At 55.3% G+C, this 14,388-nt stretch carries 13 protein-coding genes; 9 read left to right on the top strand and 4 right to left on the bottom strand.

Translation table 11 applies throughout. The features are described 5' to 3' along the window. Positions 1 to 12: 12 nt before the first annotated feature. On the bottom strand, positions 13 to 1,284 hold the full coding sequence (locus tag MW898_RS10855; protein ID WP_248907102.1) for an AI-2E family transporter: 1,272 nt from the start codon (positions 1,282 to 1,284) through the stop codon (positions 13 to 15). A 79-nt stretch (positions 1,285 to 1,363) separates the two neighbouring features. On the opposite strand from MW898_RS10855, the gene MW898_RS10850 reads away from it, so the two are divergent. Together MW898_RS10850 and MW898_RS10845 are read left to right on the top strand one after the other, a co-directional pair. Continuing rightward, entirely contained in the window at positions 1,364 to 2,620 is a 1,257-nt protein-coding gene (locus tag MW898_RS10850) for an MgtC/SapB family protein (protein ID WP_248907100.1), read from the top strand. 165 nt (positions 2,621 to 2,785) lie between these two features. Further along, positions 2,786 to 4,126, top strand: coding sequence for a class-III pyridoxal-phosphate-dependent aminotransferase (locus MW898_RS10845; RefSeq protein ID WP_248907098.1), 1,341 nt, complete (start codon positions 2,786 to 2,788; stop codon positions 4,124 to 4,126). A gap of 51 nt (positions 4,127 to 4,177) precedes the next feature. Here the strand turns inward: MW898_RS10845 and MW898_RS10840 are convergent, their stop codons facing one another. Both MW898_RS10840 and MW898_RS10835 read right to left on the bottom strand, forming a co-directional pair. After that, a complete protein-coding gene (locus MW898_RS10840; RefSeq protein WP_248907096.1) occupies positions 4,178 to 4,408 on the bottom strand; it encodes a hypothetical protein in 231 nt (76 codons plus the stop codon). Between the two features lie 92 nt (positions 4,409 to 4,500). After that, on the bottom strand, positions 4,501 to 4,821 hold the full coding sequence (locus tag MW898_RS10835; RefSeq protein WP_248907094.1) for a ribbon-helix-helix protein: 321 nt from the start codon (positions 4,819 to 4,821) through the stop codon (positions 4,501 to 4,503). Between the two features lie 178 nt (positions 4,822 to 4,999). Here MW898_RS10835 and MW898_RS10830 point away from each other — a divergent pair, with 178 nt between their 5' ends. The 4 genes from MW898_RS10830 (at position 5,000) to MW898_RS10815 (ending at position 9,528) form a co-directional block, all read left to right on the top strand. Further along, complete coding sequence (locus MW898_RS10830) at positions 5,000 to 5,896, top strand: HhH-GPD family protein (RefSeq protein WP_248907092.1); 897 nt, start codon at positions 5,000 to 5,002, stop codon at positions 5,894 to 5,896. A gap of 76 nt (positions 5,897 to 5,972) precedes the next feature. After that, positions 5,973 to 6,551 carry an NADPH-dependent FMN reductase gene (locus MW898_RS10825; protein ID WP_248907090.1) on the top strand — a complete coding sequence of 193 codons (579 nt, stop codon included), beginning with the start codon at positions 5,973 to 5,975 and terminating at the stop codon, positions 6,549 to 6,551. 49 nt (positions 6,552 to 6,600) lie between these two features. Next, positions 6,601 to 7,245: a YIP1 family protein gene (locus MW898_RS10820; RefSeq protein WP_248907088.1), complete on the top strand. Its 645-nt coding sequence runs from the start codon at positions 6,601 to 6,603 to the stop codon at positions 7,243 to 7,245. A 177-nt stretch (positions 7,246 to 7,422) separates the two neighbouring features. Next, on the top strand, positions 7,423 to 9,528 hold the full coding sequence (locus tag MW898_RS10815; protein ID WP_248907086.1) for an OB-fold nucleic acid binding domain-containing protein: 2,106 nt from the start codon (positions 7,423 to 7,425) through the stop codon (positions 9,526 to 9,528). A 303-nt stretch (positions 9,529 to 9,831) separates the two neighbouring features. Here the strand turns inward: MW898_RS10815 and MW898_RS10810 are convergent, their stop codons facing one another. Beyond that, entirely contained in the window at positions 9,832 to 10,452 is a 621-nt protein-coding gene (locus tag MW898_RS10810; RefSeq protein WP_248907084.1) for a hypothetical protein, read from the bottom strand. Between the two features lie 95 nt (positions 10,453 to 10,547). Here MW898_RS10810 and MW898_RS10805 point away from each other — a divergent pair, with 95 nt between their 5' ends. From MW898_RS10805 to MW898_RS10795, 3 genes are all read left to right on the top strand, one after another. Continuing rightward, positions 10,548 to 12,200 (top strand): tRNA uridine(34) 5-carboxymethylaminomethyl modification radical SAM/GNAT enzyme Elp3, encoded by a 1,653-nt coding sequence (locus tag MW898_RS10805; protein ID WP_248907082.1) that lies wholly within the window; start codon positions 10,548 to 10,550, stop codon positions 12,198 to 12,200. Positions 12,201 to 12,457: 257 nt separating this feature from the next. Then, positions 12,458 to 13,222 carry an MBL fold metallo-hydrolase gene (locus MW898_RS10800; protein WP_248907080.1) on the top strand — a complete coding sequence of 255 codons (765 nt, stop codon included), beginning with the start codon at positions 12,458 to 12,460 and terminating at the stop codon, positions 13,220 to 13,222. 62 nt (positions 13,223 to 13,284) lie between these two features. Continuing rightward, positions 13,285 to 14,364, top strand: coding sequence for an NAD(P)/FAD-dependent oxidoreductase (locus MW898_RS10795; protein ID WP_248907079.1), 1,080 nt, complete (start codon positions 13,285 to 13,287; stop codon positions 14,362 to 14,364). The last annotated feature ends 24 nt before the right edge of the window (positions 14,365 to 14,388 follow it).

The raw sequence follows: 14,388 nt of genomic DNA, 5'->3' as shown, positions 1-14,388 counted from the left end.
CGCAGCTATCGATTAGCTCTCATTGACTGATCCATCCAGAGAGCCATCCTCTTCATCGATCTGTGTCGTTTTGGATCCATTTTCACTTTCGCTTTGCTCTCGTTTCTGTTCTGCTGGGTTGTCTGATGTGTGTCTGCCGTCTGCGTCCATCATGGCTGGCGAGAGGGCATTCGAAGACGGAAACACGAGTGTGGGATCCGTTTGTGTCGTCGGCTCATCACGGAGTAGTTCGGGGAGCACCAATCGCGCGAAGTGATACGCAAACACGAGGAGTATCGGTCCGAGAAAGAGTCCGTACCAGCCGAACAGCAGCGGACCAAATATGTATGCGAACATGACCGTCCCGACGTGGAGATTTCGTCCCGAGACGTACGGCCGAAGAACGAAGTCAGGGAGTGTGTCCACGATGAAAAACGAGATGACGAAGAACAGCCCGACGAACACAAGCGATCCCGACTGTGTGAACTGTTGAGCGAGGAGGTAGAGCGTGACTGGGACGTAGACGAGCTTCATGCCGACGACTGGAATGAGACTGGCGACGCCCGTCAACAGTCCCAGTAGTTCCGGATATGGGATCGTTCCACCAGACGCCATCCGATTCAGTGCAGAATACGAGATTGCACCAATGAGTCCTGTCATGACGGCGTTCAGGATATTTCCGAAGAAGACGCTCGCAAAATCGGTGTCGACTGCACGCAGATACTCTTCGAGAAGGCCCCGTTCGTCGCCGAATCGTTCGAGGAGCCATCGAGAGGCTCGGGGTCCATCGCGCAAGAGGTAGAATGCGAGCGCGAGCATAATGAACAAATGAAGGAGCATGTTACCGAGGAATCCGAGATACTTGCCTACCTCGTTGAGGAGCTTCTGTACTGGGGCGAGTGTGCTGAAATCGAAGTTCGAAAGTTGTTGTATATCTACCCGCTGAGAGATCAGTTGTGGATTCCGAACGAGGGTTGAAACGTCGATGTACGGTCCGATGACTTCCTGAAATGGTCCGAGATTGATGTTTTGTGTCACGGAACCAAATTGTTGGAGGCCGATGGCAGCGAGGTACGCGAACAGAAGAATCGCTGGGAGAGCAAGCGCAAGAATAGAAACTGCTGCTGCGAGGCTTTTCGGATAGATGTACCGTTCCAGTCGCTGATACATCGGTCGTGTAGCGTAGTAGATGAAAACACCGAAGACGAACGTGCCAATGAACGAATGCAGCACGAACAACAACGCGAGGCCAAGCGTCGCTCCAATAACTGCCCACCCTGCGCGCCGCCAGCTAATTCTGGACATACGGCGCAATGCGACCCGTAGAGCAAAAAACCCCGTTGACACCGAATCACTTAATATATAGCGCTATGTTCGGTAACATATGGCATTAGAGCTCTCGGTTCCAGACCCCGTTCTCATGCGTCTCATTCTCGCAGGGGCGTTGGGGTTGTTTCTCGGTCTGGAACGAGAGTGGTCACACCGATCGGCGGGCATTCGGACGTTCTCACTGATCACGCTCCTCGGAGCGTTGTTCACGGTGCTTAATCGACAGTGGCTGCTCGTCCTCGGGGGTGTACTAATCGTTGTACAGGGGGTCGTGCTCGCTTTCCGTGGGCTCCTCATTGACGGCGAGGGATTATCTCTGACGACGGCGGTGTCTATGCTCGTGGCGTACGGAGTTGGCGTACTCGTTGGAACGGGGATGCTTCTTGAGGGCGTGACGGTCACAATACTTTCATCACTCCTCCTCGTTTTGAAACGCGAACTGCACGATTTCGCGTGGGGCCTCACCAAAGCGGAGTTGCGTTCGGCAGCAGAGTTCGGCGTCCTCGCGTTCGTTATCTATCCGATACTCCCAGGTGGGTCGATGACAGTGACACTCATCGGTCTCTCTATCGAGATCGAACCCCGAGTGGTGTGGTTGCTCGTTGTCAGTGTTGCTGCTATCGGCATCGTCAACTACGCAATTGTCAGATCGTATGGCGGCCGTGGCATCGTCGTTACCGGCTTCTTCGGAGGATTGGCATCCTCAACAGCCGTCGTCGGCGCAATGTTGGATCACGTCCGACAGCGATCTGATGCGGTCTCGTACGCCGTTGCGGCAATTCTCCTTGCGGATGCGGCAATGGCGCTGCGCAATCTGACGATCGTGCTGGTGTTTGCCGACAACCGTCAGCCGATGATCGGTCTCGTGCTACCGTTGAGCGCTATTATTCTTGGGAGTCTCGTGGTCGCTGGACTTACTGCAGACTGGTCTGAACAGATCGATCTCGATCTCGATAGTCCGTTTTCTCTCCGAAACGCCCTCAGCTTCGGTGCACTGTTCGCTGTGGTGCTTCTCGGAAGCGCGATCGCGAAAGCGTTGTACGGGAATGCTGGCTTTCTGCTCGCGGCCGCACTCAGTGGTTTCGTTTCGAGCGCTGGTGCGACAACCTCGGCAATTGTCCTCTACAACGGGAACGTGATTAGCCCGAACACGGCTATTCTTGGCGTAATGATTGCGACAATCACGAGCATCGGCGTGAAAGCCGCGCTTGCGCTCGTTAGCCCGACGAGATCGTTTGGCTACCGCGTCGCCGCGTGGAGCGCCGGCTTGGCAACCGTCGCAACAGGTATCGCCATCCTCATCCTCATTTGATATATAACTAGAACATTATCGACGTGGTATTGGATGTTCTATGGATATGAGTGGGGATATTCATATTTCGATGATGGTTTACTGTGCTCGTCGTGGACACGTTGCTGTCGTAAATACTGCACCGAACACAATTCATTATTTACCCCCGGGGGATCTACGCGGGGCATGAACCGGGATACGACGACTCCGACGGTTCGGTCAATGCCAGGTGAGCGCGCCCGCGATCGATCGAGACAGCATCGCGAGCATGCTGCGAAGAGCACCTACGTCTATGATTTCGTTTGGGACCTTTCGGAAGAGGCAGATGGTCCATTCTGTACCGATGTTGACGGTAACATTCTCATGGACTTTACGAGCCACGTCGGTGCCGCGCCGCTCGGCTACAACAACCCCATGATTGTGGACCGACTGCGCGAGTTTGATCTCGTTGATCCGCTACGAATTGCTGGGCAGGACTTCTACGTCAGTGGTGAGAACGCTGTCGACGGAGGGCTTCCAGGTCCAACAGAACTGATGGACCGACTCACAGACATCACGAGTCACTACGGAATGGACACTGTCTTCCTCTCGAACTCGGGTGCAGAAGCGGTCGAAAATGCGATTAAAATCGCGTATGACCACACGCGAGGAGAGTATGGTATCACGTTCGAAGGGGCGTTCCACGGCCGAACACTTGGTGCGCTTTCACTCAATCGATCGAAGACTGTCCACCGGAAGCACTACCCAGCGATTTCGAACATCCACGACGTACCGTTCTGTACTCACAACGATACGCAGTCCTCCCAAGGCTGTGGCTGTGGCTTTTTCACGTCAGACGGTTCGAAGCTCCGGGAACTGCTCGATCCCGAGCGCGGCCACGTTGCTGGCGATGATGTCGCCTATCTCATCATCGAACCCGTACAGGGAGAGGGGGGCTATCGAATCCCGAGCGCGGATTTCATGGACGAGATCGCATCACTCTGTGACGAACACAACCTCCTCCTCGTCGCTGACGAGATCCAGTCAGGGATCGGCCGTACTGGTGAGATGTGGGCTGCTGACCACTTCCCAATCGAACCAGACGTCATTGCGAGCGCGAAGGCACTCCGCGTCGGAGCAACAATCTCCCGCAAAGAGGTTTTCCCCGACGAGAAAGCCCGGATCTCATCGACGTGGGGAGCAGGCGATATCCTTGCTTCGGCACAAGGAGTACTCACCATCGACGCAATCGAGGAACACAACCTGCTCCAGAATGCGACCGAGCGCGGTCGACAGGCCACAGAACGCCTTCAAGACGCCAATCTGGATGGTATCGTAGACGTTCGCGGTCTTGGGCTAATGCTCGCTGTCGAGTTCGAGACGAACGCGCTGCGCGAGGCAGTCGTCGACGCTGCGCTCAAACGTGGACTGCTCACTCTCGGCTGTGGTTACAAAACGCTCCGATTGCTACCACCACTCGACGTAACCGAACGCGAAATTGACCTCGCGTGCGATCTCCTGATTGAAGCCGTCACTGACGCCCAGTGACCAGGCCGAAAATACGGCTGCAAGAATAATGCGATAACCGACGACTCTACTTTACTCTCCGCCGCCGCCACCGCCACCATCGCCACCGCCGAAGCCGCCGTCTCCTCCGAACCCACCGAATCCACCGCCGCCATCACCACCGTCACCATCGCTTTCTCCGTCGAACACCCCAGTCGTGTGGGTTTTGGACGATCTGCGTTTCTTCGATGACGAACTGTACGAAAGGAGGGCGCGTATGATTATTATTCCTACGAATAAGAGCACGAGGGCCAATTCGTTCATGCTAACGCTGAATAATTGTATTGGAATAAGTTTTGTGTAATATGATGAATTACTATGAGCGTATTTCGTCGGCGCGTTCGGCAGACAGGAGTTCAGAACTGATATCGTCGGCCATCGTTGTCGGGTGGTTGTGGTGCGCCCGTCATCTCCTGAAAGGTCATACCTGAGAGATACTCATCGTAGGTAACGTTGTAGCCACGACGGAGATGAAAATCGAGCGACCCAGTTTCGACTTTCGTTTGAAAGAGCATGTGAATGGCTCGACGAACGAGTTCATCGGGATCGTCGGGATCGAGGACGGTCTGTAATACGGCCAGTTCGTTTCGCGTCTCACGATCGAGTGAAACCGGGAGTGTTTCATCGAAGTCGCTGTAGGCAGTTTCTACGTCCTCTGAAAGATCGTCGAGGCTCATAGTGGCGTCACGATAGCGCCCCGGATACAACTTACGAGACCATGCTACGATTGACGAACGTCGTATCGATTGGCTATCTGATTGAACGTCATGATGGTTCACCCCGAACCGCTCTGGGAAAACAGAACTCTGACACCCTATCGCCACCCCTAAACGTCCGTGCTCGTAGCTGGAACTGATGACTGATGCGCGCGCGTTTCCCACTGCTGCCGTTCGAACGGCGCTCATCGAGTGGTACGAATCTGGCCACCGAGAGTTTCCGTGGCGGCGCACGACTGACCCGTACGAAATCCTCGTCTCGGAGGTGATGAGTCAACAGACGCAACTTGGGCGGGTCGAGACGGCGTGGGAAGCCTTTCTCGATCGTTGGCCGACTGTCGCTGCTCTTGCTCGGGAAGATCGGGCTGCTGTGGTTGGATTTTGGTCAGAGCACCGGCTTGGATACAACAACCGAGCGAAATATCTTCACACTGCGGCCCAGCAGGTAATGGACGACTACGACGGTGAAATCCCCCAAACACCAGAAACATTACAGACGCTCCAAGGCGTTGGACCGTACACCGCAAACGCTGTTGCGAGCTTTGCGTTCAACGCGGGTGACGCTGTCGTCGATACGAACGTCAAACGCGTGCTCTACCGAGCGTTCGATGTCCCTGACGATGATAGCGTATTCGAGCAGTGTGCGAGTGATCTCATGCCCGAAGACAAATCGCGTGTGTGGAACAACGCCATCATGGAACTCGGTGGTGTTGCTTGTGAGAAGACGCCACGGTGTGACAGTGAGAGTTGTCCGTGGCGCAAGTGGTGTCACGCCTACGAAACAGGCGATTTCACCGCGCCCGATGTTCCTACACAGCCCGAGTTCACCGGGAGTCGTCGGCAGTTCCGTGGTCGCATCGTGAACGTTCTGGGGAAATACGACGAACTAGCGATCGATGACTTGGGTCACAGAATCCGTGTTGATTACACACCGGATGGAGAACACGGCCGCGAGTGGCTTCGTGGGCTGCTCTCTGATCTTGCGGCGGATGGGCTTGTAACCGTCGAGGACGACCGAGTACGGCTCCAGCAATGAGTCATCGACTATCGAACCAGTAGACCGCGCACAACCGAGACGGCATGTTTTTCTTTACCTATTGATTACAGTACGTATGAATTCTCCACACGTTGTCGCTGTCTGCGGCAGCCTCCGGGAAGGGAGCTACACGAGAATCGCACTCGATCACGCGCTCGATCACGCGGACGATATCGGTGCGACAACTGATCACATCGATCTCCGTGCGCTCGATCTCCCTGTTTACGACGCGGATGGCAACGATGCGGGTGATGCAACAGAGCTCCGTCGACGGGTTCGAGAAGCAAACAGCGTACTCCTTGGGTCTCCGATGTATCACGGATCGTTCTCCGCGCCGTTGAAAAACGCACTCGATTACTGTGGTTTCGATGAGTTCGAGAACACGACGGTTGGTCTCCTCGCTGTCTCCGGTGGTTCGTTTACCGTCACAACGCTCGATCACATGCGGTCTGTCTGTCGTGCGCTGAACGCGTGGGTAATCCCGCATCAGGCCGCAATTCCAAAGGCGAGAACGCAGTTCGATGACGGTGAATTCAGCAACACGGATATTGCAGAGCGCGTGGAAACGCTGGGACAGCGTGCCGTCGAGTACGCCTCGATCGAGCCCGATCCGTACACAGTCGAAAGCGCCGAGAACGTCGGCGCGGACGACTAACGAGGAACGTCCCGGAACGCTCTTTTCTGTGCCGTGACTCTCTCGTAGTGTGACGACGTGGATCGAAAGTCCGGGTGGTGGTCGCCAGCGAGGACTGCTGGGTCTCGTTCGGGCGTGGATAACAGTGATCGTTCGTCCACGGCGCTTTTTTCGTGATAATATCGCAGCAGGCGATCAGGCACCGGGTCTCGTGTTTGCAATTGCCGTCACGCTAATTCACACTGCAACTCGATTCGCGTTTGCTTCCCCGTCTGAGACACGCTCTGTCCCCGTGCTTGCACTCATTCTCCTTTTGGTGGCACTGTTAGTAACGCCAGTCGCGCTGCATCTCGTTGCTGCGCTTGAGACTGCATTGCTCATCCCCCTCGCCAAATCGCGCGGTGGTGTGAGCCAGACGGTTCAGGTAATTGCCTACGCTGTTGCACCATGCGCGCTGTCTGGTGTTTCTCTTCGTACGCTGTGTGTACTGCCTGATACGGCCCTCTGTTCGCTGTCCGGTGTCATTGTCCCCGTGTTGTGGCTTACCACTGCGGTCTACGGCGCCGCTCTTCTCGTGATCGGAACTGTCGTTGTCCACGACACATCTGTCCCACGAGCCGTCGTGGTGACAGCCCTCCCGTCACTACTCGTGTTCGGATACGGCTTTCGCGGTATCCATGCACTGGAACTGCTCAGCACAAGCGCGGTTCTTTGAGCGTCAGGATTTGGGGTAGTGTTTGCATCGTGAACATTTGACCGAACAAATCTACCATCAATACAGCGCGAAGCGTACAGTATGGCACCGCGTGGACCGATTGGTTCCTGTAATTGTCTTCCGAACAGAGTGAAGTGATTTCGACAACCGTTTCAAGCCGGACCGGTTCGTGTTCATATGAGCGAGCAGATCGTCACCGGTAACTCCCTGGAGGACCAGATCGGTAACCTCCACAAGGAGGATGTCGTTCTCGATTTCGCCGGGAAGCGGCCTGATCAACTTATTGTTGGTTGCTACTATCGCGGTACTGTTGATGGCTACGCCGATTTCGGTGTATTCGTGAATCTCGGAGAGCACGTAACTGGTCTCCTCCATCGGAGTGAACTTCCGACTCGGCTCGAAAGTCTCGACTGGGATATCGGCGACAGTGTTTACGCGCAGGTGAAAAACGTCCGTGACAACGGAAATGTCGATCTCGGTTGGTCACTCCGCCGCGCGGAGTCCGAGTTCCGTGGGAACTTCGTCCACGATCCGGAAGGAACACTCGATCCCAAAGATCTCGATGACTCCACAGAGACAGCGAAACTACAATCAAAGCCAGAATCAGAATCAGAATCAGAATCAGAATCGGAGACCGACGACCGTGCAATGGCTGATGCATCAGTTGATTCACGAGCTGATTCGGTTCAAGAAGCACACGCATCAGAAGCGATCGTCAAAACGGAGCAAGAACAAGAACAGGGACCGGAACCTGACGTAGAGCGGAAACGAGCGCAGAGTTCATCAGCTGATCTCAAGCGCGCAGAGATTGAAGCCCTCGAAGAGAACGTTGGCAACGTCGTTCGTCTCGAAGGGATCGTCACGGACGCTCGACAGACCAGCGGTCCAACTGTCTTCTCATTGCAAGACGAGACGGGAACTGTCGACTGTGCGGCGTTCGAGGGTGCTGGAGTCCGCGCTTACCCCGGGGTCGACGCGGGCGATTACGTTTGTATCGATGGTGAAGTGCGCGAGCGGCGTGGTGAGCTACAGATCGAGACCGAGCAACTCGTTGTTCTTGAGGACGAGGCAGCCGCTACGGTATCCGACCGGATGGAAGATGCTATCATGGCCGAAGCAGCGGTCGACACCGTCGAACCGCTCGTTCCGGATCCGGCTGTCGAAGCGGTGCTCGATACAGTCCGTGAAGCCGCAACGGCCATCCGACGGGCTGTCATCGAATCCCGTCCGATCGTCGTCCGCCACGAGGCGACTGTCGACGGCTATCTCGCCGGTGCAGCGATCGAGCGTGCGGTATTACCGCTCATCAAAAATGAACAGACATCGGCTGATGCGGTCTATCACCACTTCGATCGGCGGCCACTCGACGGTGCGTACGACATGGACGATGCAACCAACGACGTCACCTCGTTGCTCGCTGCCCACGACCGCCACCAGCAGAAACACCCCCTATTCGTTTTCGCTGCAACTGGGAGCACTCGTGACTCTCTCGATGGGTTCGAGTTGCTTCGGATCTACGACGCCGACGCGATCGTCGTCGACGGCGAAACTGGTGATGCGGCCGTCGCTGATGCGGTTCGTACCATCGCGAATCCGGAGTTGGCTGGGAGTGATGCCGAGACAAGTTCCACTGCAATTGCAACAGCTATCGCTGCACACGTCAATACTGATGTACGAGACGATCTCGGACATTTACCCGCAGCGAGTTTCTGGGAGAACACACCGGATGTGTACGCCGATCTCGCGGACGAACGAGGCTACAACGCAGAGGAGACGAAGAACCTCCGTGAAGCCATAGCACTCGAAGCGTACTACCAGTCCTACGATGGCAAACGGGAACTCGTCTCAGATCTCCTGTTCGCAGACGATACGTCGGGGCTTAGAGAGAAGGTGAGCGAACAGTTCCGAGAAAAACTCGCACGCGAAGTGGAGACAGCCGAGGAGAATCTCGATCGTCGCTCCGAGGGCGGTGTTGCCTTTGCGGTTCTCGATACCAACTCATTCACCCACAGGTTCGACTTCCCGTCGACTGAACTCCTCCTCGATGAAGTCCACCGTCGTAACCGCGATGGCACGTTTGTCACGCTCGGCGTCGGTGAAGACGAAATCACCATTCGGAGTACCACCCCCGTCGATATCTCTGATGTCGTCCAACAACTCGAAGACGCTGTTCCGAACGCCGGCGTCACCGCCCGCGACGGACACGGCCGGATTGAGTTCGTCGTCGGTGAACGCAAACGTGTCCTCGAAGCCGCGATCGACGCCATCGCAAACGCGGTCTAAGACGAACAAGTAGTATTCTGTGCATACAGAGACACATGTAAACCACGTTATGTTTCTATGTTCTGTTGAAATTCGCCTGCGAGAATCGTTTTAGCTCTGAATCACACGGAGCGGTACCAGCGCTGTTCAGTTTAGAATGAGAGCAGCCCAACCGACCAATTCGTATCCCAAAATCAGATTCAGATTCAGATTCGGATTCGGATTCGGATTCGGATTCGATTTTGGTTTCGGGTTTAGATTTGAATTCGAACGCTGATCTGTCACGCGCTGTTCGGTGATCGATTGTGCATCTAGGTGGATTGTTTAGCTGCTAGTGTACTCGACAGTGCCACTCCACGTCCCGTAGATGTCATCGTGTTTGTGGTCTTCATCGTAGAGTGTGGCACTGACTTTGAGGGTGCCGGAATCGAACTGTTCGAGTGCTCCCGGTCGGACATCGATCGTGAACGAACCGTCTTTTCGGAGATTGACTTCATCCCGTGCGACGATCTCGCCGTTGATCTCAACGACGATGTACGGTTCACCATCCACACTTGGCGTTGGGTCAATATTATCGAACAAGGTGTTGGCGTTCACTTGAACATCGAAGTCAGTGTAGCCGTTTCCGTCGGATGCTTTCTTCTTATTGATGATTTTCGCACTTTTGATGCGATTGTCGTTTTTATCTTCCGGAGCCTTTGGTGTCGCAGGTTCTGTCCACGTTCCCGTGGGTCTTGCTGTCGCCGTTGGAGCTGGTGTCTTGACGACTTGGGTAGACGTAGCGGTCGGTGTCGAAGTTTCTGTGGCAGTCGCCGTCTCGGTCTCGGTTGCTGTCGATTCAGCTTCCGTCGGTGTTGAAGATCCAGTTAGCGAGTCGATACTACTACAGCCCGCCAGTAAAACAGTTATGACGAGTGCGAGCGCGATTACGCGATTGCCGTTCACACTCCCGAAACAACGCAGAATGAAATAACTGTTGGGTCTTGGTCGCGCTCGAACCGTAGGCTCTTATTCGTGCGCCGCCATATTCCGATATCGTAATGAGTACGCATCCGACCGAAACCGACGCGTTCGAGCGAGTGTGTGAGGCGTTAGTCGAACGTATTCTCGCTGGCGAGGTCGGGCGTGAAGACCTCGAATCGGCCAAGCTCGATGTTTGTTCTGAGTACTCTGCTCCGAAAGTTCCGAAGAACTCTGAACTACTAGATTTCGTCGGAAATGAGCGACGTGAAGAACTCGAACCCGTTCTCCGTCGAAAGCCTGTCAGAACTGCTTCCGGTGTCTCACCGGTTGCGATTATGACATCACCGCACATGTGCCCGCACGGGAAGTGTCTCTACTGTCCCGGTGGGCCTGCCTCGGAGTTCTCCTCCTCACAAAGTTATACGGGCCACGAACCCGCGGCTGCCCGCGGTGTACAGAACGACTACGACCCGTACGGACAGGTTACGCTCCGACTGGAACAGTTGCGTCAGATCGGTCATCCTGTCGATAAGGTCGAACTCATCTTGATGGGTGGAACGATGACCGCTCGCTCACACGACTACCAAGAATGGTTCGTCAAACGCGCGCTTGAGGCGATGAACGACTACGACGTGACCAAAGAGCCGGAACCGGCAGAGGATGTGAGCTTCGCGCAGGATCCTGACGAATACGAGTTCCGGTATCTCGAAGATGTCATCGCCGAGAATGAGACGACAGACGTCCGAAACATCGGAACCACATTCGAAACCAAGCCCGACTGGTGTGATCCCGAACAGATCGACCGGATGCTCGCGCTCGGGGGGACGAAAGTCGAACTCGGAGTACAGACGACGTACGAACGCATTAATCGAGAGATGCACCGCGGCCACGGCATTCAAGCCTCGATCGATGCCAACCGTCGCCTGCGGAACGCGGGCTTCAAAGTCGGGTTCCACATGATGCCCGGTCAACCGGGGATGACGATGGAAATGTGTCGCGAGGACTTCCGACAACTCTTCGACAGCCCAGAGTGGCGACCCGACTACCTGAAGATCTATCCGACACTCGTCGTCAGAGACACGATAACGTATGACATGTGGCGTCGTGACGAGTATGACCCGCTGACTAACGATCAGGCGGCGGATCTCGTCGCAGAAATCAAGTCGATGATTCCGAAATACACTCGCCTCCAACGAGTCCAACGCGACATCCCCGCAGACTTCATCGACGCGGGCGTCTGGAAGTCGAATCTCCGCCAATTGGCCCGCAAGCGTATGGACGAACACGGCTGGACGTGCGATTGTATCCGCTGTCGTGAGGTCGGGATGAACGACGAAGATCCGGACCAAATCGAACGTGACGTGATGACCTACGAGGCAAGCGCCGGAACCGAGCACTTCATCAGCTACGAAGATCCCGAAAACGACCTCCTGATCGGATTCTGTCGGCTCCGTTTCCCTGAGAATACCGTTCGCAACGAACTGCAAGACGCGGCACTCGTCCGAGAGCTACACGTCTACGGCAATGAGATCGGTGTTGGGAAAGAAAACGAGAGCGAGGAGTACCAACACAAAGGCTACGGCAGAAAACTCCTTCAACACGCAGAACGCATGGCCCACGATGCTGGCTACGAGAAACTGAGTGTCATCAGCGGTATCGGTGTTCGACAGTACTACCGCGAGAAGCTCGGATACTATCAAGACGGTCCATACGTCTCGAAACAGATCTGAAGCTGAGCCCGATCGAACTGTTTTGCTTTTATCGTTAATCGATCACGAAAGGACGGTCAACGGTTGCCGACGAATACGAAACTGGAATTCCAAAAGACATGAAGATGATATCGTCGGCTGGTGTGATCTCTCGTGTTGGAACTGTGTTGTTGGACAGACGTAACCGCAACTGAGTGGGATACTATAGTATAACGTAATATATCGTAGCGTTCCATCTGCCGTGAACGTTAAACGCGCCACGAACGATACATATCATGATGCGACGTCTCCGCGCTGACGTCTGGTTGCTTGAGCTCGGTTGGGCTGCACCCCTCGGTTCGAACGCATATCTCATCGATGACGGTATCGATCCAGAGACCGGCGAGCGTAGCGAGAGAATGGATTCGGGTACGAGTGATAACGAGCGTGGGGGTGGTGGGGATGAGGGTGAAGTCACACTCATCGACACTGGACTTCGGTACAGCCGTCGATCGCTGCGCGAAGAGCTCGCTGCTGCAGGATACGAGCCTGCAGACATTGACCGTGTGCTTCTCACTCACTACGATCTCGATCACACGGGCGGTCTCGATACGATATCGGTCGACTGCCCGGTTTATCTCGGAGAGCGCGATATTGCGTTGCTAGAAGGTGAGCGGCCGCTTCCTCTCGCTCATCACAAAGGTCTCTTCCATCGGTTTGCCCGCCGATTCTTCCCTCTCCCTGCGGACATCGATCTTCGAAGCGTCAGTGATGGTGAGCGCATTGGTCGTTTTACGGCCTATCACACGCCGGGACACAATCCGGGCCACATGGTGTACATTCACGACGCTGGTGCGGCCTTTCTCGGTGATCTTGTTTGGGAAAATGATGGCGAACTGACGACACCATTTTGGGGTGATTCGTACGACATGCGACGGCTTCGTGAGAGCGTCAAGAAACTCGCCCGCGACAGCTCTTCGTTCGATCTCATCTGCACTGGTCATGGAGCGCCGTTCACCGAGGATGGTCACGACAAGCTGCAGGAGCTTGCAGACCAGTTGTAGCAGTTTTGCAAACGAGTAGCTGGGTCAGGGCTGTTTTTCTACAGTCGAACCGTAGAGTGGGCATGGAACGAGTTGCCATCATCGGTGCCGGTGTGGCAGGCGCCGGCGTCGTATTTTCCCTACAAAGAACTGGTAATTCTACTTCAGTCTTCGAAAAGTCCTCCACCATCGGTGGGCGTGCGGCAACCCACAGCATGAACGACTGTTCCTACGATTTCGGTGCGAACTACGTCAAGAGTGATGACCCGATTGCCGAGGAGCTCATCACTGAAACACTTGATACCGACGGTCTCGTGGACATCGATGCGCCGGTGTGGACGTTCAGTGCGGATGGAACCATCTCGCAGGGAGATGAGAGGGACGAACACAAATGGACCTACGAGGATGGCATTGAACAGCTCCCACAACGATTGTTCGCACAGACAGATGCGACAATATTCCGAGACACACCGGTCCAAACGGTCGCCCACGAACAGGGGCGTTGGTCACTCGCCTCCGAATCGGGCGAGGATCTCGGCACGTTCGATACGCTTGTGCTTACTCCCCCGGCTCCACGCTCGGCCGAACTCATCGAGGAAATGCACTGGGACCACACTCTCCGTGATGAACTCGCGACAACCATTGGCGACATCGAGTACCGAACGATCTACAGTGTGCTCTTACACTACCCATTCGAGTTGGAGCGACCGTATTACGCTCTCATCAACACCGACCGAGAGCACGAAATCGGATGGGTGTCACGCGAGGAATGCAAATCCAACCACATCCCTGACGGCGAATCCCTCCTCGTCGTCCAGATGGCACCGGACTGGTCTGCCCGACGGATGAACAGTGCATCAGTCTCGGATTCAGATTCAGATTCAAATTCTGAGATGAACGCACTCACTGTCGCTGAACTCACTGCTGATCTGTTGGATGACGACCGACTCGCATCGCCCGACTGGACTGATGCGCGAAACTGGCAACACGCGCTTCCCGACACCGACCCCGGTGCCGATCTTGATTCAAATTCTGAAACCAGCGCTCGGAGCCGTGCGGAGCGGCACGGACTCTATCTCGCTGGTGACTGGCTGGCTGGCGACGGACGCATCCACCTCGCTCTGAATAGCGGTCTCGAAACGGGTGAGCGGATTGATCTTTAGATTTGGTGCATCGCTCGGGGTGAC

Origin of the sequence: Halocatena marina (assembly GCF_023276375.1) — an archaeon.
In the GTDB taxonomy this organism is placed as follows: Archaea; Halobacteriota; Halobacteria; order Halobacteriales; family Haloarculaceae; genus Halocatena; species Halocatena marina.
Note: the sequence above shows the minus strand (reverse complement) of the source record. Positions and strands in the feature narration are given on the sequence as shown.

Excerpts from the sequence above, each read along its gene's own strand:
- MW898_RS10855 (WP_248907102.1), bottom strand. The coding sequence starts at position 1,284 with ATGTCCAGAATTAGCTGGCGGCGCGCAGGGTGGGCAGTTATTGGAGCG.
- MW898_RS10850 (WP_248907100.1), top strand. The coding sequence starts at position 1,364 with ATGGCATTAGAGCTCTCGGTTCCAGACCCCGTTCTCATGCGTCTCATT.
- MW898_RS10845 (WP_248907098.1), top strand. The coding sequence starts at position 2,786 with ATGAACCGGGATACGACGACTCCGACGGTTCGGTCAATGCCAGGTGAG.
- MW898_RS10840 (WP_248907096.1), bottom strand. The coding sequence starts at position 4,408 with ATGAACGAATTGGCCCTCGTGCTCTTATTCGTAGGAATAATAATCATA.
- MW898_RS10835 (WP_248907094.1), bottom strand. The coding sequence starts at position 4,821 with ATGAGCCTCGACGATCTTTCAGAGGACGTAGAAACTGCCTACAGCGAC.
- MW898_RS10830 (WP_248907092.1), top strand. The coding sequence starts at position 5,000 with ATGACTGATGCGCGCGCGTTTCCCACTGCTGCCGTTCGAACGGCGCTC.
- MW898_RS10825 (WP_248907090.1), top strand. The coding sequence starts at position 5,973 with ATGAATTCTCCACACGTTGTCGCTGTCTGCGGCAGCCTCCGGGAAGGG.
- MW898_RS10815 (WP_248907086.1), top strand. The coding sequence starts at position 7,423 with ATGAGCGAGCAGATCGTCACCGGTAACTCCCTGGAGGACCAGATCGGT.
- MW898_RS10805 (WP_248907082.1), top strand. The coding sequence starts at position 10,548 with ATGAGTACGCATCCGACCGAAACCGACGCGTTCGAGCGAGTGTGTGAG.
- MW898_RS10800 (WP_248907080.1), top strand. The coding sequence starts at position 12,458 with ATGCGACGTCTCCGCGCTGACGTCTGGTTGCTTGAGCTCGGTTGGGCT.
- MW898_RS10795 (WP_248907079.1), top strand. The coding sequence starts at position 13,285 with ATGGAACGAGTTGCCATCATCGGTGCCGGTGTGGCAGGCGCCGGCGTC.